Below are 16,295 nucleotides of genomic sequence, written 5' to 3'. Positions count from 1 at the left end.
GCCGACCACCTGGCCGCGAGGTAGGTTTCTCCCGTGACCGCGCAGACACCGTTGACGATCATGTTCTGGCCGGAGTCGGCCTACGGGCCGACGAATCAGTGCATCGGACTGGCGTCGATTCTGCGCGACCGCGGCCACCGGATCGTCTTCGCCGCCGAGAGTTCCTGGGCGGGCCGGATCGCGCCGTTCGGCTTCGTCGAGGAACTCGTCGATCTGGCCGCGCCGGCCGGCGGCGCCGCCGACGAGGACGCCGGCGCCTTCTGGACGCAGTTCATCGCCGAAACCGCGCCGGAGTTCCGCAGGCCGACGATCGAGCAGCTCTCGACGTTCATCCAGCCGACCTATCAGGCGCTCATCGACGGCGCCCGCTACTGCGAGCCGCGGCTGCGCGAGATCATCGCCGAGCACCGGCCCGACGTCATCGTCGAGGACAACGTCGTGCTGTTCCCCGCGCTGGTGACCGCCGGCGTGCCCTTCGTGCGCATCGTGTCGTGCAGTCCGCTGGAGATCCCGGGACCCGATGTGCCGCCGCCGTTCTCGGGGTTGCCCAGCGCCGACCGCGCCGAATGGGATGCCTACCGGGCGGAGTTCGACCGCACCCACCGCGCGATGTGGGCCGACTTCGACTCCTGGGTGCAGGCCCAGGGCGCCGCACCGCTTCCCGACCTGGAATTCATGCCGCGCGACAATGCCGCCGGCCTCTACGTGTATCCGGCCGAGGCCGACTATGTGGATCGGCGTCCGCTCGATTCCACGTGGACTCGAATGGATTCCAGCGTCCGTGAGACCGACGACGCCTACCCGCTGCCCGCAGCCGTGGCCGACCGGCCTGCCGGCAGTGCGCTGATCTACCTGTCGCTGGGTTCCCTGGGCGGCGCCGACGTCGAACTGATGCAGCGGCTGGTCGACGTGCTGGGCGCCACCGGACACCGCTACATCGTCAGCAAGGGGCCGCAGGCCGACCGAATCGCTTTGGCCGACAACATGGTCGGCGAGCAGATGCTCCCGCAGACCAAGGTCATCCCGCAGGTGGACCTGGTGATCTCGCATGGCGGCAACAACACCGTCACCGAGACGCTGCACTTCGGCAAGCCGCTGATCGTGTTGCCGCTGTTCTGGGATCAGTACGAGAACGCCCAGCGCGTCGACGAACTCGGGTACGGAATCCGGCTGGACCCCTACCGGTTCACCGACGACGAGCTGACCGGCACGGTGGATCGTCTGCTCGCCGACACCGCGCTGCGCGAGCGCATGGCGGACCTGGGTGCGGCAATCCGCCGCCGCGACGGACTGCGGGTCGGCGCCGACGTCATCGAACGGGCCGGCCGTGCTCAGCGGTCGTCGGGTGGCTGACCCGCTGGACTGGCTCGACCTGCCGGGCGGGCACCGGCTGGCCGTCGTGGCGGTCGCCGCGGGCCTGGCCGCGACGCCCATGGTGTATCGCGACGAATGGCGGCGCGCTCTGCCCGGCGACGGCACCGCCGAGGCGCTGCTCGACATGCTTGCCGCACAGCCGGGTTCGCGCACGATCGGACGATTCACCGTGCGGTCCTGGACGTCGCGGCCCGCGAGAACCGAGAGGCCCATGGGCGTCGACCAGACCAACGAATCGGTGATCGTCGGCGACACCGCCGTCGTCAAGTGGGCCACCCACCTCCAGAACGGTCCCCACCCGGCGCCGCGACGTATCACCGTCCTGCGGGAGGCCGGTTTCACCGGGATGCCCGCCCCTTGGGGCCTGGTCACCTGGCAGCCGGCCGGGGGGAACGAGACGGTGGTGGCGTACGTGGACGAGTACCTGCCGGGTGCCGTCGACGGCTGGACATGGGCGGTCGAGGCGATGACCTCGGCCGCCCTCGACGGCGACCCCGACGCGATCACCCCGACGGCGCAGGCGCTCGGGACCCTCATCGCCGACCTGCATGCCGCGCTGGCCGCCACGGCGTCGATCGCGACCGAAACCGACGCCCGCCGATGGCACCGCGCGGCGCTCGACACCCTCGAAACAGCCTGTGCGACTGGGGACTCTGCGGGCGGCGCGGTCCTGCGCGCCCGCCGCGCGGAGGTCGCCTCCGAGTTCGGGATCCTGCTCGCACTGGCCGGCGCGACGGTGCTCGACGGACACGGCGACCTGCACGTCGGTCAGGTGCTGCGCAGCGGCGACCGGTTCTCGGTGACCGATTTCGACGGCAACCCCGTGCTGACGGCCGCCGAGCGGGTCAAGCCGATCCCCCCGGTCGTCGACGTCGCGGGCATGGCGCAGTCGCTGTCACACGTCGCGATCGTCGCCCGCCGCTACACCGATCTCGACCCGTCCGAGCTGAACGCCGCCGAGAGCACTGCCCGCCGGGCGTTCCTCGACACCTATGCCACCCGTCTGCGCATGCTGGGCCACGCCGCCCTCGTCGATCCGCGTCCGCTGCGCGCGCTGCGCCTCGTCCAGGTGCTGCGCGAGATGATCTATGCCGCAGAGCATCTCCCCCGATGGATGTATGTGCCCGATGCCGCCCTGCCCGTCCTGCTCGACGAGGAGAGAACACCGTGAAGCCCGACGCGTTCGCCGCCGACCTGACGCAGAAACCCGATACGCTCGCGCGGCTGGCACTCGTGCTCTCGGAACGCAATCCGTGGGCCGACGTGGTCCCCGCCGACACCGCCCGCGTGGTCCTTCTCGGCATGGGATCCTCGGCGTACGCGAGCGCGGTGGCCGCCGCGCGATTGCGGTCCCGCGGTGTGGTGGCGACCGCCGAACTCGCCTCGTCGTCACTGCTGCCTGCGTGGGGGCCTGGGACGCTGGTGGTGGCCACCTCAGCCAGCGGCGGGTCTGCCGAGACCCTCGACGCGCTGACGCGGCTACCCGCGGGTGCCACCACCGTCGCGCTGACGAACACCGCGGGCTCTGCGCTGACCGAGCGGTGCGACGCGGTGGTCACCCTGGAGGCGGGGGTCGAGGCCGGCGGCGTGGCGTGTCGGAGCTACCAGCACACGCTGGCGCTGCTGCTGGCACTGGAAAGCCACCTCGTCGGCGTCGACACGTCGGCGGTCGCGGCGTCCGTCGATGGCGCCGCCGCCGCGAGCGCTCATCTCCTCGAGCAGGAATCCGATTGGCTTCCTGAGCTTTCGGCGCTGCTTCTCGGCCCTTCCGGCACCTACCTGGCGGCCCCGGCGCATCGGCTGTGCTCGGCGCAGCAGGGCGCGCTGATGCTGCGGGAGGGGCCGCGGCGTCCCGCAGCAGCCTGCGAGACCGGTGACTGGAGCCATGTCGACGTGTACCTGACCAAGACGACGGATTACCGCCTGCTGGTCTTCTCCGGTTCGGTGTGGGAGCCCCAGCTGGCCGAGTGGACGACCGCGCGGGGCAGCACCGTCGTCGGCGTGGGCGGGAACGTGCCGGGGGCGGACCGCGTGCTGCGCTACCCGGGCGACACCGACGACGACATCGCGCTGCTGACCGAGGTGCTGGTGCCAGAGTTGATCGCCGCGCGGCAGTGGCAGCGGCTCACCGACGCGAGTGCGCCCTGAGCAGGGCCGCGGCCTCGCTCTGGTAGGCGTGCTCGGCCCACTGCTGCGGCGTCGTTCCGAATCGGTGATCGACCGCCCCCGGATCGGCTCCCGCGGCGAGAAGCCTGCCGATCATCTCGAGGTCCCCGTCCCAGGCGGCGTGGTGCAGTGCGGTGGCGCCGTTCTCGTCACGATCGTTCGGGTCGGCCGGGAAGACCGGCGCGGCGACCGTCACGCCGCCGACGTCGATTCCGTGCCGGGCCAGCAGCTCGAGCCGATCGGAAAAGCCATGCTCTGCAGCCCATTGCACCTGTCGCCGCCACATCTGCTCACGTGTCTCGATCGCATCGGCCAGGCGGCGCTCCCAGGGGCCCGGTCCCGCGTCCGCCAGGCCGTGGGCGAACAACAGCTCCAGGTGGGAATCGTCGGGCCGGAACATCCGGTTGTAGAGCGTCTGGTGATCGGCCGGGTGAGCGCCGCGGTCGAGCAGCAGCGTGGCGAGTTCGGTGCAGAACGGGTGGCGGGGCTGGCGACGAGGCCCCTGCTCCCCCTCCCCGAACACTCCGGTGAGGGCGGTGAACGGCGGCGCCATGCCACGCCAGAGGTAACCGGCGTTCGGATCGGCGCCGGCGTCGAGCAGAAGCGCCGCGGCATCGAGGGTGTCTGCACACGACGCGGTGGCCCGCGAGTAACAGAGGTACATCAGCGGCGTCCACCGCAACGGTCCACCGGCCGACGAGGCCGCAGCGTGATCGTCGCGCACGATGCGGCGCAGCGCCCTGGCATCGGCCGCCGCGGCCGCCGCCCAGACGTGCGCACTCGTGAGATCTGGAGCAGCTTCGCACATCTCGTCAGCCGCGGCCCACCGGGGCGGCGCGTCGACGTCGGTGTAGTGCAGCACCGCCAACGCGCAGAACCGGTCGGCGACGCCCAGCGCGCCCTCGTCGACCCGGCTGGGGTCGATGCTGAGCGTCGCCGCGGTGCCGAGAAAGCGCACGAGGGCGGGCCAGCCGGTGAATCCGTAGCGGCGTGCGACGGTCAGCTGGGCGTCGTGGAGGGCGAATCCGTCCAACGCGCGCTCGGGACGAGGGTGGTGCCGTCGGACGGACCCGACCGCGTCTGCGTCACCGGCGCGCACCAGGCGCTGCAGTGATCGGGCGTCGTCGCGCAGACGGGGCAACGAGGGATTGTCGGGCAACGAACTGGCCATGACGGCCTCCTCTCACACGCCCGGCGTCCGCGATGTCGGGCCGAGAAGAGGTCGGCAGCCGTCAGTGTTCGAGCAGGGAGGCTGAGCCTCTTCGAGCGGACGTCGGGCGTTCCTGCGCGCCCGACGGCAGTCTACTGGCCGGCCCCCGCCCGCGGGGTTGGCCGGAGACGGTGTCACGGACCAACCAACATAGGTTAGCCTCACTTAGGTGCCGTACTCGCATGCCTCCGTCGTGAAGACCCGTCAGCTCAGCGCGCGACTGCGCCGGATCGTGCTGGAGGTCGACGAACCCGCAGAGCTCGGCATCCGGGCGGCCGGTGACTCCGCCGTAGGCGTGTACTTCGCGCCCGAGGACCATCCCGAGGGTGAGGGCCGCAACTACTCGGTGCGCCGCCACGACGGCGCACTGATCGCCCTCGACGTCGTGCTCCACTCGCAAGGCCCCGGCGCCACCTGGGCGTCGTCGGCGACACCGGGACAGCGCGTGATCCTCGACCACGCGCGCTCCTGGTACCGCCCCCCGCCCGACACGCAGTGGCAGCTACTCGTCAGCGACTTGTCCGGGCTTCCGGCCGCGGCCCGAATCGTCGAGGAACTCCCCGCCCGTCCGCCTGCCACCCTGATCGTCGAGATCCCCACCACCGAGGAACTCGACTATCTGCCCCGACACCCCGGCGTCACCGTCATCCCCCGCGTCGGCAGCGGGAACGGTCCGACACCGAGCGCACTGGCCGAGGCGGTGCGGGAGCACCGACTGCCCGCAGGCCGCGGTTACTGCTGGTTCGCCGGCGAGGCGGCCGAGTCACGCGCGGTCCGCAAACATCTGCGCGGCATGGGCTGGACCATCGACCAGTACGACGTCACCGGCTACTGGCGACGCGACTCCAAGTACTGGGACGCCAAGTTCGCCGAGGTGGGCGATGACGCGCTCGCCGTCTACGAGCGGGCGCTGGCTGACGGCAAGGGCGACAAATCGGCCTTCGAGGAGTTCGACGACGCGTGCGAACGGATCGGCCTGTAGACGGTGACCGCCCACGCACCGGCAACCCTCACTCCGGTTGCCGCGCCTCGTCACCCAACCCGCCGACCTCGGGCTCGCTCTACATCCAGGGCAACACCGAACACACCCACGGGTTGACCTCGTCGCTGCTGTCCAACATCGCCGTACGCAGCGGCGAGATTCTCGAATCCATCGATGCGGGCAGACTGACCGGCCGGTCGATCTGTCGGTTGAGGTCCTACTCGTAATTGATGTCGTCGGTCAGAAACTCCCGGGTCGAGAAGTCGATCTGAACCGCGGGATTGGCGATCGCGGTGGTGATACCGGATCCGAAGGGGCCCAGGCGGTCGAACAGCGTCGCGGTGCCGACCGCGATGCCGCCGGCGGCGTGATGGGAGTCGGCCTGGATGCCGACCCACTCGTCGACCGGAAGGCGGGACAGCGCGACTGTGAGATCTCCGTTGATGTAGCCGACGCCCGCGGTGCCGAGGTTGGTGACCAGACTCGTCGCCTCGGCCACCATCGCCGCCCGGACGAACGGCGAGTTGGGTTCGTCGGCCACGACGCGGATCCCGTCGTTGAAGAACCGCTTGCGGGACTCGTTCTGGTGCCCGGCGGGCGATCGGGTCCAGCCGACGGCATCGCTGCCGACGAACGGCAGCACCGAGCCGTCCGGCGCGGGCGGCTCGGGAAAACTGCTGTCCGACCGCCACAACCGGCCCGGTGGTGGCGCGGAGCGGCGGTACTGCACCAGCGTCGCCCGTGCCACCGCCCGGCCCTCCTGCACCACAGCACATTCCGCGCTGTGCACTCGCCTGCCGTCACGGATCACCGTGACCTCGAGCGTGGTGTGCAGGCTGCGCGCCGCCCGGAACAGGTCGACGGTCAACCTGGCCGGGTGGAACTCCGTTGCACCGCAGCTGATCTGCAGCTGCCGTGCGACCAGCCCGACGATCGCCGGGCCGTTGAGGTGGTCCTCGCCCCAGTGGCTCTGCGCGAATCGTGTTGGCTTGAAGCCGCCGTCGACGACGGTGAAGTGCGCGGCGTCTGCACCGCCGCTCAACGGTTGAGCTGCCAGATGCGGGTCGACAGCACGGTCGCGAAGGTGCACCACAGCGGGTAGGCGGACAGTGCCGCTCCCGCAGCGGGATTCACCGCCGCGGCGCGCCGCGCGAGGTCGGCGCTACTGACCGACAGAGCCCCGGCCACCACTGCCGCGGGGCCCAACCGGCGACGGTTGAAGAAGATCCAGCTCCAGCCGGCGTTGAGCGCCAGGTTGACGGCCAGCGCCCGGGTGTAGGCCTGTGCCGCAGCGGTCTCGCCGCGGTCGTTGAGGGTGTCGATCGTCGACGCGGACACGACGGCGATGTCGGTGTAGAGGATGTTCCACGCTATCGGGAAGGCCTGCTTGGGAGGTTGGAAGCCCGGCTTGTCGAGCCGTCGATACCAGGCCGACTGAACAGCGGGCGCGGTCGCCAAGCCGCCGAGTGCGGCAGCGGTGAACGCCGCCCCGGCAGTCTTGGCGAGAGTCAGCAGGCGCATCAGTGATCCCTTCTGCCGACGGATCAGGGCCGCCGGACCCGTTCAGTCTGCTACGCCGCGCCCCGGGCGGGTACCGGTTGGGCGGCCGCCGACTCGACCGGACCACCCCGGTTCGCGATGATCCTGGTGTGACCGACATCGAGCATTCGACGCACACCCCCGACGGCCGGCCCCGAGCGCGCGGACTCGGCATCGAACTCGAGGGCACCCCCGGACCGCTCAATGCGCTGACCGACGTCGCCGGGGTCGAGGTCGGGGTGACGACGCTGATCGACGGCGACGGTCCCCTCGTCGTCGGGCAGGGTCCGGTCCGCACCGGGGTGACCGCGATCCTGCCCCGCGGCCGCGCGGGTGTCGGGGCGCCGTGCGCCGCGGGCTGGTACTCGCTCAACGGCAACGGCGAGATGACCGGAACCACTTGGATCGACGAGGTCGGCTCCTTCAACCTGCCCGTGGTGCTGTCCAACACCCACGCCGTCGGCGCGTGCCACACCGGCGTCGTCCGCTGGGTGAACACCGTCGCCCCCCGGCTGGCCCGGCAATGGCTGCTGCCGGTGTGCGCCGAGACCTGGGACGGCTACCTCAACGACATCAACGGCGATCACGTCCGCCCCGACCACGTCGAGGCCGCGCTCGACGCGGCGACCGGCGGGCCCGTCGCCGAGGGTTCCGTCGGTGGCGGCACCGGGATGAACTGTTATGACTTCAAGGGCGGCAACGGCACCGCGTCGCGTCGAGTCCCCTACGGGTCACGGACCTTCACGGTCGCCGCGTTCGTGCAGGCGAACTTCGGGTCGCGTGCCGAATTGACCGTCGCGGGGCGGCGGGTGGGCACTCGCCTGCTCGACGACAACCCTCTCGACGGTGACTGGTTCGCCCGGGACCTCGCCGGTGCGCCGCCGGGGGCGGGCTCGGTGATCGCTGTCGTGGCCACCGACGCACCGCTGCTTCCCGGGCAGTGCAAGGCGCTGGCGCGCCGCGTCCCGCTGGGCCTCGCCCGCACCGGCACCACCGGCAGTCACTTCTCCGGCGACATCTTCCTGGCCTTCTCCACCGCCGACGTCCCGGCGCTGGCGAGCGCGTTCCCGCTCGGACCGGTCGGCGAGGACGAGATCGGCTCCATCACTTTCCTGCCGTGGGGCCGGATGGACCCGCTGTACGCCGCGGTCGTGCAGAGCGTCGAGGAGGCCGTTCTCAACGCGCTGGTCGTCAACGAGGACATGACCGGCCGTGACGGCCACCGCTCCCCGCGGCTGCCCCTCGGCCGGCTGTCGGCGCTGCTCGTCGAGACGCCATAATCGAACGGAATCATCAAGACGGGCTAACGATCGGAGCGGGCGTGGCAGTGAAGCAGCCCCGCCTGCTCGTCGTCGGTCTCAGTGTGGTGGTGCTGACCGTCGCGGTCCTGCAGACCGCGGTGGTGCCGGTGCTCGGCGTGATCGCCGACCAGCTCGGCGCATCGACGGTGGCGGTCAGCTGGGCGGTCACCGCCAACCTCCTGGCGGCCGCGGCGGCCACCCCGTTGATCGGCCGGCTGGCCGACCTGCACCGCAAGAAGCGTGTCCTTCTGACGGTGCTCGCCGTGGTGCTGGCCGGGTCGCTGTTGGCGGCGACGACGGCGTCGCTGCCCCTGCTGATCGTCGCGCGGGTGCTGCAGGCGGCGTCGTTCGCGCTCTACCCGATCAGCATCGCGATCCTGCGCGAGGAGTTGCCCGAGGACCGGATGAGCTCGGCGATGGCGGTGCTCTCCGGGACGTTGGGCTTCGGGGGCGGCACCGGTCTGGTGGTGGTCGGCCTGCTGATGAGCGGCGACGCCGGGTACCACCGGGTGTTCTGGCTGACCACCGGATTCACCGTGCTGGTCATCGCGATCGTGATGGCCGTCGTCCCGAACCGGCCCCGCTCTGCCGACGGATCGATCGACTGGCTCGGCGCGCTGGGCCTGGCCGCGGGCTTGTCCGCCCTACTCCTGTCCATCACCCAGGGGCACTCGTGGGGCTGGGCCTCCCCCAGGACGCTGGCCTGCCTCGGCGGCGGCGTACTGATCCTGGTCGGCTGGTGGGTGTGGGAGCGGCGCGCCGCCCAGCCGCTGGTATCCACCGCCATGCTGGCGCGCCGCTCGATGCTGCTCACCAACATCGCGACGGTGTTCGTCGGCATGGGCCTGTACTTCGCGTTCCTCGGCCTGACCCAATTCGTGCAGATGCCGCGCGATCCCGCCGACCCCGACGGGTACGGCTTCGGCGCGACGGTGCTGCAGGCATCGGTGGTGTACCTGCTGCCCGGCGCCCTCACCGGCTTCGTCATCGCGCTCGTCAGTGGCCGCTTCATCGATCGGTTCGGCGCCCGGCCCGTCCTGGTGGTCGCCGCGCTCGCCGGGATAATCGGGTTCACGCTGGCGGCCTTCGTCCATTCCGCGCCGTGGCAGGTGATCACCGCCAGCGTGCTGGCCAACGCCTACATCAGCCTGGGGTACGGCGCGCTGCCCGCGCTGGTCGTCGGTGACAGTGACGCCGGCGAGACCGGGGTGGCCACCGGCATGAACGCCATCGCCAGGACCGTCGGCAGCTCCACCGCGGCGGCCGTGGTGGCCGTGCTGCTGGGCCGCACGACCGCGGCCGGCGTGCCGATGGAGAGCAGCTTCGTCACGATCTTCCTCGCCGGTGCGGTGACGGCGCTCCTCGCGATGGTGCTGATCGCGCTGTCCCGGCCGCGCCGCGACGTGGCCGCGGAATCCGCCGAGGCGCGCTACGAATCGCGCGCGATGAACCACGAGTGGGGTTAACGCAGATCAGTGGAGTTCGGCGAGGTTGCACACCGAGCGGCGGACATCGCCCCTGATGACCCGGGCCACCACGTTGCCCACCGGCGTGCTCAGCAGTCCACCCGACAGTTCGGCGACAACCCGGAACGAGGAGCCCTGCGCGTGCGCGCGACCGTCGGGCTCGACCTGCAGCGTCAGCGCGATGCACACCCCGCCGCGCCCGTTGCCCAGCAGTTCGATCTCCTTGGGTTCGTCGTAGCGGGTCACCCGCCAGTGGATCACGTTGCGGAATCCCTTGACCTTGATCAACGACGACACGTGCGTGTCGACTTCGATCTCGTCGGGCACCGGGCTCTTCCAGCCGCCGAAGATCGTCAACCATTCGCCGAACCGGCCCAGGTCCGAAGCCAGCGACCATGCGCGCTCGGGGCTCAGTTTGGAGGTCACTGACACGTCGACTGCCGCCATGGCCTTTCACTACCCCGCCGACTCGCATCGGTAAACGACGACGAAGCCCACAGATCGGCTGCAGACTTGTACAGAATGCGAAACACACCAGCCGACCGGGCTCCGGCCAGGCGAGGGTGAGCCGCGTCCGAGGGAGCGAAATCTCGCGGATTCTCGCCCTCAATCGCCCTTCCGGCGAAGGATTCCATTGTCAAAATGTAAATTCGTTGCGGAATCGCTTGCGCAGGACCGCGCGATCCGCGAAGGTTTACCCACGGCCACGACGGCTGATGTTCGAGGAGGATCCGCGCTGACCGGCACACACACCACCGCTGCAGACCAGGCTTCCGGGTCGCAGGGACACGAGACCGCCAAAGCAAAGGGCGGCCCCGTCATCGAGATCGACCACGTCACGAAAAGCTTCGGGGACTATGTCGCCGTCGCCGACGCCGACTTCACCATCGCCCAGGGCGAGTTCTTCTCGATGCTGGGCCCGTCGGGGTGCGGCAAGACGACCACGCTGCGGATGATCGCGGGTTTCGAAACCCCGACCGAGGGCGCGATCCGCCTCGAAGGCCGCGACGTGTCGAAGACCCCGCCCAACAAGCGCAACGTCAACACGGTGTTCCAGCACTACGCGCTGTTCCCGCACATGACCGTGTGGGACAACGTGGCGTACGGCCCGCGCAGCGCCAAAAAAGACAAGGGTGAGGTGCGCAAGCGCGTCGACGAGCTGCTCGAGATCGTGCGGCTCACCGACTTCGCCGAGCGCAAGCCGTCGCAGCTGTCCGGTGGACAGCAGCAGCGCGTCGCGCTGGCCCGTGCGCTGGTGAACTACCCGAGCGCGCTGCTGCTCGACGAACCGCTCGGCGCGCTGGACCTCAAACTGCGCCACGCCATGCAGTTCGAGCTCAAGCGCATCCAGCGCGAGGTCGGGATCACGTTCATCTACGTGACCCACGATCAGGAGGAAGCGCTGACGATGAGTGACCGCATCGCGGTCATGAACGCCGGCAACGTCGACCAGATCGGCAGCCCGACCGAGATCTACGACCGTCCGGCGACCGTGTTCGTCGCCAGCTTCATCGGGCAGGCCAACCTGTGGGCAGGCCGGCAGACCGGTCGCGTCAACCGCGACTACGTCGAGGTCGACGTGCTGGGTTCCACCCTCAAGGCGCGCCCCGGGGAGACCACGATCGAATCCGGCGGACACGCCACCCTGATGGTGCGGCCCGAGCGGGTGCGGGTGTCGATGGACGCCCCCACTGGCGATGTCGCCGCGGTGCGGGCCACCGTGAAGGACCTGACCTTCCAGGGCCCGGTGCTCCGGGTCTCGCTGGCCGCTCCCGACGAGTCCACGGTGATCGCACACGTCGGACCGGAGCAGGATCTTCCGATGCTGCGGCCCGGCGATGAGGTCTATGTCGGCTGGGCACCCGACGCCTCGCTGGTCCTGCCCGGCGCCGACATCCCGACCACCGAGGATCTCGAGGAGATGCTCGACGACTCCTAGATCGTCCCCTCGGGCCGACGCCCGCGCGACCCCATCCCCCTCTTTGGAGCCGACGAAAGGCACGCCTCGCCATGTCCCGTGAGATCGATCCCCACCTGCTGGCCCGCCTGACCGCCAGCCGCACCTCGCGCCGCCGCTTCCTCGGCGGAAGCGCCGCCGCGGCCGCGGCCCTCGGCCTCGGTTCGTCCGTCCTGGCCGCCTGCGGCGGATCCGACAGCAACACCGCGAGCTCGAGCAGCCAGGACAGCGGTCCCGCGAGCGGCACGCTGCGTATCTCGAACTGGCCGCTGTACATGGCCGACGGGTTCGTCGCCGCGTTCCAGACGGCCTCGGGCATCACCGTCGACTACAAGGAAGACCTCAACGACAACGAGCAGTGGTTCGCCAAGGTCAAGGAGCCGCTGTCGCGTAAGCAGGACATCGGCGCCGATCTGGCGGTGCCCACGTCGTTCATGGCGGTGCGGCTGCATCAGCTGGGCTGGCTCAACGACATCAGCGACGAGGGTGTGCCGAACAAGAAGAACATCCGCCCCGACCTGCTCGAGGCCAGCGTCGATCCCGGCCGCAAGTTCACCGCGCCCTACATGTCCGGTCTCGTCGGCCTGGCCTACAACCGGGCGGCCACCGGCCGCGACATCAAGAGCATCAATGATCTGTGGGATCCGGCGTTCAAGGGCCGGGTCAGCCTGTTCTCCGATGCGCAGGACGGCCTGGGCATGATCATGCTCTCGCAGGGCAACTCGCCGGAGAACCCCACCACCGAGAGCGTGCAGAAGGCCATCGACCTGGTTCGCGAGCAGAACGACAAGGGCCAGATCCGCCGCTTCACCGGCAACGACTACGCCGACGACCTGGCAGCCGGCAACATCGCTGTGGCGCAGGCGTATTCGGGTGATGTGGTGCAGTTGCAGGCCGACAACCCCGATCTCCAGTTCGTCGTTCCGGATTCGGGTGCGACGACCTTCGTCGACACCATGGTGATCCCCTACACCACACAGAACCAGAAGGCCGCCGAGGCGTGGATCAACTACGTCTACGACCGCGCGAACTACGCGAAGCTGGTGGCGTTCGTGCAGTACGTGCCGGTGCTCTCGGACATGACCGAGGAGTTGGAGAAGGTCGATCCCGCGGCGGCGAAGAACCCGTTGATCAATCCGTCCAAGGAAACGCTGGCCAACTCCAAGGGCTGGGCAGCGCTGACCGACGAGCAGACGCAGGAGTACAACACCGCGTACGCCGCCGTCACCGGTGGCTGACCGATGGCAGGTGTAGCCAGTAGCAGCCGGCAGCGGAGCAAGATCGCTCCGTACCTCATGGTGCTGCCCGCGCTCGCGTACCTCGCGGTGTTCTTCGTGGTGCCCTTCTTCTCCCTGGCACGGACATCGCTGTCGTCGACCGGCGGGTCGGTGTTCATGCCCACGCTGGAGTTCAACTGGGACTTCGGTAATTTCACCGACGCCTTCGTGCTCTACCAGGACCAGATCTTCCGGTCGTTCGGCTACGCCTTCGCCGCCACGATCCTGTGCCTGCTGTTGGCGTTCCCACTGGCCTACGTGATCGCGTTCAAGGCAGGCAGGTACAAGAACCTGATCCTCGGGCTGGTGATCCTGCCGTTCTTCGTGACGTTCCTGATCCGCACGATCGCGTGGAAGACGATCCTCGCCGACGAGGGCTGGGTGGTCAGTGCGCTGAACGCGGTCGGCCTGCTTCCCAGTGAGGGTCGGCTGCTGTCGACCAGTTGGGCGGTGATCGGCGGCCTGACCTACAACTGGATCATCTTCATGATCCTGCCGTTGTACGTGAGCCTCGAGAAGATCGACCCGCGGCTGCTGGAAGCCTCCAAGGACCTGTACTCCACGGCGGGGCGCAGCTTCCGCAAGGTGATCCTGCCGCTGTCCATGCCCGGCGTGCTGGCGGGCAGCATGCTGGTGTTCATCCCGGCGGTCGGCGACTTCATCAACGCCGACTACCTCGGCAGCACGCAGACCACCATGATCGGCAACGTCATCCAGAAGCAGTTCCTCGTCGTGAAGGACTATCCGGCTGCTGCGGCGCTGAGTCTGGGCCTGATGCTGCTGATCCTGGTCGGGGTGCTGCTCTACACCAGGGCGCTGGGGACGGAGGACCTGGTATGACCACCCAGGCCGGTGCCGCGATCGCGACCGCCGCGCAGCGGCCACCGGGGCCGAAAAAGGTGAAGGCGCGCCGCAATTGGGGCGACGTGCTGCTGCGCGTCGTCGCCGGACTGGTGCTGCTGTACCTGTTCCTGCCGATCTTCGTGATCATCCTGTTCTCGTTCAACAAGCCGGCCGGCAAGTTCAACTACAGCTGGCAGGGCTTCACGCTGAACAACTGGGCGCATCCGTTCAAGTACCCGCCGCTGACCGAGGCTCTCAAGCTCAGCCTCAACGTGGCGGCGGTGTCGACGGCCGTGGCGCTGGTGCTCGGCACGCTGGTCGCGATCGCACTCGTGCGTCAGCGCTGGCGCGGTCAGAGCGCGGTAGACACGTTCCTGGTGCTGCCCCTGACCGCACCCGAGGTGGTGATGGGCGCCGCGCTGCTGACGCTGTTCCTCGACATCGGCTGGGCGGCCGGCTACACGACGATCCTGCTGTCGCACATCGCTTTCGAGGTCAGCTTCATCGCGATGACCGTCCGCGCCCGGGTGCGCGGGTTCGACTGGACGCTCGAGGACGCCTCGCTGGACCTGGGCGCGGGCCCGGCCCGCACCTTCTTCAAGGTGACGTTGCCGCTGATCGTGCCGGGGATCATCGCCGCGGCGATGCTGTCATTCGCGTTGTCGCTGGACGACTTCATCATCACCTACTTCGTCAGCGGATCGACCGTCACCTATCCGCTGTACGTGAACGCGGCGGTCAAGGCCGCGGTGCCACCGCAGATCAATGTGCTGGCGACCGCGATCCTGCTGATCAGCCTGGCTCTGCTTGCGGTCGGAACCCTCTACCGGCGCAAGCGGATCGAGGTCTGAGACTCACTCGGCGTCGAGGCCGACCCGCACCGTCACGCGGCCACGGTCGTCGCGCTCGGCCACCGCGTGGCCGGTGCGGTCCGAACCGCCGAAGTCGATCAGGGTCAGCGGTCCACCGGCGCCGGTGAAGTTGCGCCACCACGTCTTCTGATCCGGCGCCATCACACGGATCACCACGTCGTTACCGGAACGCTGGTAGTTCACCGGCGTCTGGAACGTCTGGTGCGAGCGCCTGCCCGTGTAGCGGATCACCACCATGCTGCGCCGCACCACCGGACCGACCACCGGGGCGTGGATGAGACGCGCCGCACCGGCGTTGACGAAGTCCACCACCGGTGAGCCGAAGATTCCTCTGCCCATGGGTGTCAGGTTAGTGCCGCCGATCGGCTCAGCCCACCTCCAGCGGGATGGGTTCGGCACGGGCGCCGGTGCGCGCCGCTCCGACCCCGGCGGCCACCACGAACGCGATGCCGAACACCCCGAGCGGTCCGGGCACCTGGTGCAGGATCAGCAGCCCCAGAAGCATCGCCAGCGCCGGCTCGAGACTCATCAGGGTGCCGAAGGCGGCGGCGGTCAGACGGCGGAGCGCCAGCAGTTCCAGCGCGAACGGCACCACCGGAAGCAGGATCGCCAGGCCGATGCCGATGAGCAGGATCTGCGGGGTGATCCGGTCGACGACGGCCGGGCCGACGACCGCGGTGGCGACGAGTCCGGCGACCGGCATGGAGACGGCGAGTCCGGCGATGCCGGCGACCTGGTCCCCCACCTTCTGGGTCAGCAGGATGTAGCCGCCCCAGCACGCCGCCGCGCTGAGCGCGTAGCCCACGCCGACGAGATCGACCGTGCCGCTCCACGGCTGGGTCAGCAGGAGCACACCGACGCCCGCCAGGCCGGGCCAGAGCCAACGGCCGCGGCCGTGGCCCCGGGCGACGGCGACCGCCAGCGGCCCGAGGAACTCCAGGGCGCTGGCCGTGCCGAGCGGGATGCGGCTCAGCGCGGCCATGAACAGCAATGTGATGGCTGCGGTGACGACGCCGAGCAGCACGCACATCAGAAAGGACCGGCGGGTGAAGGCGGATCGTCGCGGCCGGACCAGCAGGAGCAACAGGACGCCGGCCCACGCCAGCCGCAGCCACGCCACTCCCTCGACGCCGATGTCGTCGATCAGCGTGACCGCGATGGCCAGCCCGAGCTGCACGCACACCATCGACCCGACCGCCATGAGTGCGCCGGTGCGTGCCTGATCCGATGTCACCCCTGCATTCAACGGGACATCGACTGTTGCGGTCCACGTGATTTCGGCGGACATACCGTTCGGCGATCACGAAC

17 protein-coding genes are annotated in these 16,295 nt (G+C 69.5%); 11 read left to right on the top strand and 6 right to left on the bottom strand.

Annotated features, from left to right (window positions below; all coding sequences use genetic code 11):
• The first annotated feature begins 33 nt into the window (after positions 1-33).
• The 3 genes from G6N45_RS16685 to G6N45_RS16675 are packed head-to-tail and all read left to right on the top strand — an operon-like array spanning position 34 to position 3,522.
• The gene (locus G6N45_RS16685; RefSeq protein ID WP_246228705.1) at positions 34-1,353 is read left to right on the top strand and encodes a glycosyltransferase; all 1,320 of its coding nucleotides are present in this window, start codon (positions 34-36) and stop codon (positions 1,351-1,353) included.
• On the top strand, positions 1,346-2,545 hold the full coding sequence (locus tag G6N45_RS16680; RefSeq protein WP_179965190.1) for a glucosamine kinase: 1,200 nt from the start codon (positions 1,346-1,348) through the stop codon (positions 2,543-2,545). The genes G6N45_RS16685 and G6N45_RS16680 overlap by 8 nt, the downstream gene beginning before the upstream one ends.
• Positions 2,542-3,522 (top strand): SIS domain-containing protein, encoded by a 981-nt coding sequence (locus G6N45_RS16675; RefSeq protein WP_163723262.1) that lies wholly within the window; start codon positions 2,542-2,544, stop codon positions 3,520-3,522. The genes G6N45_RS16680 and G6N45_RS16675 overlap by 4 nt, the downstream gene beginning before the upstream one ends.
• Here G6N45_RS16675 and G6N45_RS16670 read toward each other — a convergent pair.
• Positions 3,500-4,711, bottom strand: a complete 1,212-nt coding sequence (locus tag G6N45_RS16670) for an ankyrin repeat domain-containing protein (RefSeq protein ID WP_163723261.1) — start codon at positions 4,709-4,711, stop codon at positions 3,500-3,502. The genes G6N45_RS16675 and G6N45_RS16670 overlap by 23 nt on opposite strands.
• Positions 4,712-4,919: 208 nt before the next feature.
• On the opposite strand from G6N45_RS16670, the gene G6N45_RS16665 reads away from it, so the two are divergent.
• Both G6N45_RS16665 and G6N45_RS16660 read left to right on the top strand, forming a co-directional pair.
• A complete protein-coding gene (locus G6N45_RS16665) occupies positions 4,920-5,732 on the top strand; it encodes a siderophore-interacting protein (RefSeq protein ID WP_163723260.1) in 813 nt (270 codons plus the stop codon).
• On the top strand, positions 5,711-5,959 hold the full coding sequence (locus G6N45_RS16660) for a hypothetical protein (protein WP_163719587.1): 249 nt from the start codon (positions 5,711-5,713) through the stop codon (positions 5,957-5,959). Before G6N45_RS16665 ends, G6N45_RS16660 begins: the two co-directional genes overlap by 22 nt.
• Here the strand turns inward: G6N45_RS16660 and G6N45_RS16655 are convergent.
• Complete coding sequence (locus G6N45_RS16655) at positions 5,950-6,774, bottom strand: acyl-CoA thioesterase domain-containing protein (RefSeq protein ID WP_163723259.1); 825 nt, start codon at positions 6,772-6,774, stop codon at positions 5,950-5,952. The two genes, G6N45_RS16660 and G6N45_RS16655, sit on opposite strands and share 10 nt — an antisense overlap.
• A complete protein-coding gene (locus tag G6N45_RS16650; protein WP_163723258.1) occupies positions 6,771-7,253 on the bottom strand; it encodes a TspO/MBR family protein in 483 nt (160 codons plus the stop codon). The genes G6N45_RS16655 and G6N45_RS16650 overlap by 4 nt, the downstream gene beginning before the upstream one ends.
• Before the next feature lie 128 nt (positions 7,254-7,381).
• Between G6N45_RS16650 and G6N45_RS16645 the strand changes: the two genes are divergently transcribed.
• Together G6N45_RS16645 and G6N45_RS16640 are read left to right on the top strand one after the other, a co-directional pair.
• On the top strand, positions 7,382-8,551 hold the full coding sequence (locus tag G6N45_RS16645) for a DmpA family aminopeptidase (protein WP_163723257.1): 1,170 nt from the start codon (positions 7,382-7,384) through the stop codon (positions 8,549-8,551).
• A 41-nt stretch (positions 8,552-8,592) separates the two neighbouring features.
• Positions 8,593-10,038, top strand: coding sequence for an MFS transporter (locus G6N45_RS16640; protein ID WP_163723256.1), 1,446 nt, complete (start codon positions 8,593-8,595; stop codon positions 10,036-10,038).
• A gap of 6 nt (positions 10,039-10,044) precedes the next feature.
• Here the strand turns inward: G6N45_RS16640 and G6N45_RS16635 are convergent, their stop codons facing one another.
• Positions 10,045-10,485 carry a type II toxin-antitoxin system Rv0910 family toxin gene (locus G6N45_RS16635; protein ID WP_163723255.1) on the bottom strand — a complete coding sequence of 147 codons (441 nt, stop codon included), beginning with the start codon at positions 10,483-10,485 and terminating at the stop codon, positions 10,045-10,047.
• A 373-nt stretch (positions 10,486-10,858) separates the two neighbouring features.
• Here G6N45_RS16635 and G6N45_RS16630 point away from each other — a divergent pair, with 373 nt between their 5' ends.
• From G6N45_RS16630 to G6N45_RS16615, 4 genes are all read left to right on the top strand, one after another.
• Positions 10,859-11,977: an ABC transporter ATP-binding protein gene (locus G6N45_RS16630; RefSeq protein ID WP_163728573.1), complete on the top strand. Its 1,119-nt coding sequence runs from the start codon at positions 10,859-10,861 to the stop codon at positions 11,975-11,977.
• Between the two features lie 71 nt (positions 11,978-12,048).
• The gene (locus tag G6N45_RS16625; RefSeq protein WP_163723254.1) at positions 12,049-13,233 is read left to right on the top strand and encodes a polyamine ABC transporter substrate-binding protein; all 1,185 of its coding nucleotides are present in this window, start codon (positions 12,049-12,051) and stop codon (positions 13,231-13,233) included.
• 3 nt (positions 13,234-13,236) lie between these two features.
• On the top strand, positions 13,237-14,112 hold the full coding sequence (locus G6N45_RS16620) for an ABC transporter permease (protein ID WP_163723253.1): 876 nt from the start codon (positions 13,237-13,239) through the stop codon (positions 14,110-14,112).
• Positions 14,109-14,966: an ABC transporter permease gene (locus G6N45_RS16615; RefSeq protein WP_163723252.1), complete on the top strand. Its 858-nt coding sequence runs from the start codon at positions 14,109-14,111 to the stop codon at positions 14,964-14,966. Before G6N45_RS16620 ends, G6N45_RS16615 begins: the two co-directional genes overlap by 4 nt.
• Positions 14,967-14,969: 3 nt before the next feature.
• Here the strand turns inward: G6N45_RS16615 and G6N45_RS16610 are convergent, their stop codons facing one another.
• Both G6N45_RS16610 and G6N45_RS16605 read right to left on the bottom strand, forming a co-directional pair.
• The gene (locus tag G6N45_RS16610) at positions 14,970-15,326 is read right to left on the bottom strand and encodes a hypothetical protein (protein ID WP_163723251.1); all 357 of its coding nucleotides are present in this window, start codon (positions 15,324-15,326) and stop codon (positions 14,970-14,972) included.
• Between the two features lie 28 nt (positions 15,327-15,354).
• On the bottom strand, positions 15,355-16,221 hold the full coding sequence (locus G6N45_RS16605) for an EamA family transporter (RefSeq protein ID WP_082597732.1): 867 nt from the start codon (positions 16,219-16,221) through the stop codon (positions 15,355-15,357).
• Positions 16,222-16,295: the final 74 nt, after the last annotated feature.

This window comes from Mycolicibacterium psychrotolerans (genome assembly GCF_010729305.1).
GTDB classification, from domain to species: Bacteria; Actinomycetota; Actinomycetes; order Mycobacteriales; family Mycobacteriaceae; genus Mycobacterium; species Mycobacterium psychrotolerans.
Note: the sequence above shows the minus strand (reverse complement) of the source record. Positions and strands in the feature narration are given on the sequence as shown.

Excerpts from the sequence above, each read along its gene's own strand:
- G6N45_RS16670 (WP_163723261.1), bottom strand. The coding sequence starts at position 4,711 with ATGGCCAGTTCGTTGCCCGACAATCCCTCGTTGCCCCGTCTGCGCGAC.
- G6N45_RS16650 (WP_163723258.1), bottom strand. The coding sequence starts at position 7,253 with ATGCGCCTGCTGACTCTCGCCAAGACTGCCGGGGCGGCGTTCACCGCT.
- G6N45_RS16635 (WP_163723255.1), bottom strand. The coding sequence starts at position 10,485 with ATGGCGGCAGTCGACGTGTCAGTGACCTCCAAACTGAGCCCCGAGCGC.
- G6N45_RS16625 (WP_163723254.1), top strand. The coding sequence starts at position 12,049 with ATGTCCCGTGAGATCGATCCCCACCTGCTGGCCCGCCTGACCGCCAGC.
- G6N45_RS16620 (WP_163723253.1), top strand. The coding sequence starts at position 13,237 with ATGGCAGGTGTAGCCAGTAGCAGCCGGCAGCGGAGCAAGATCGCTCCG.
- G6N45_RS16615 (WP_163723252.1), top strand. The coding sequence starts at position 14,109 with ATGACCACCCAGGCCGGTGCCGCGATCGCGACCGCCGCGCAGCGGCCA.
- G6N45_RS16610 (WP_163723251.1), bottom strand. The coding sequence starts at position 15,326 with ATGGGCAGAGGAATCTTCGGCTCACCGGTGGTGGACTTCGTCAACGCC.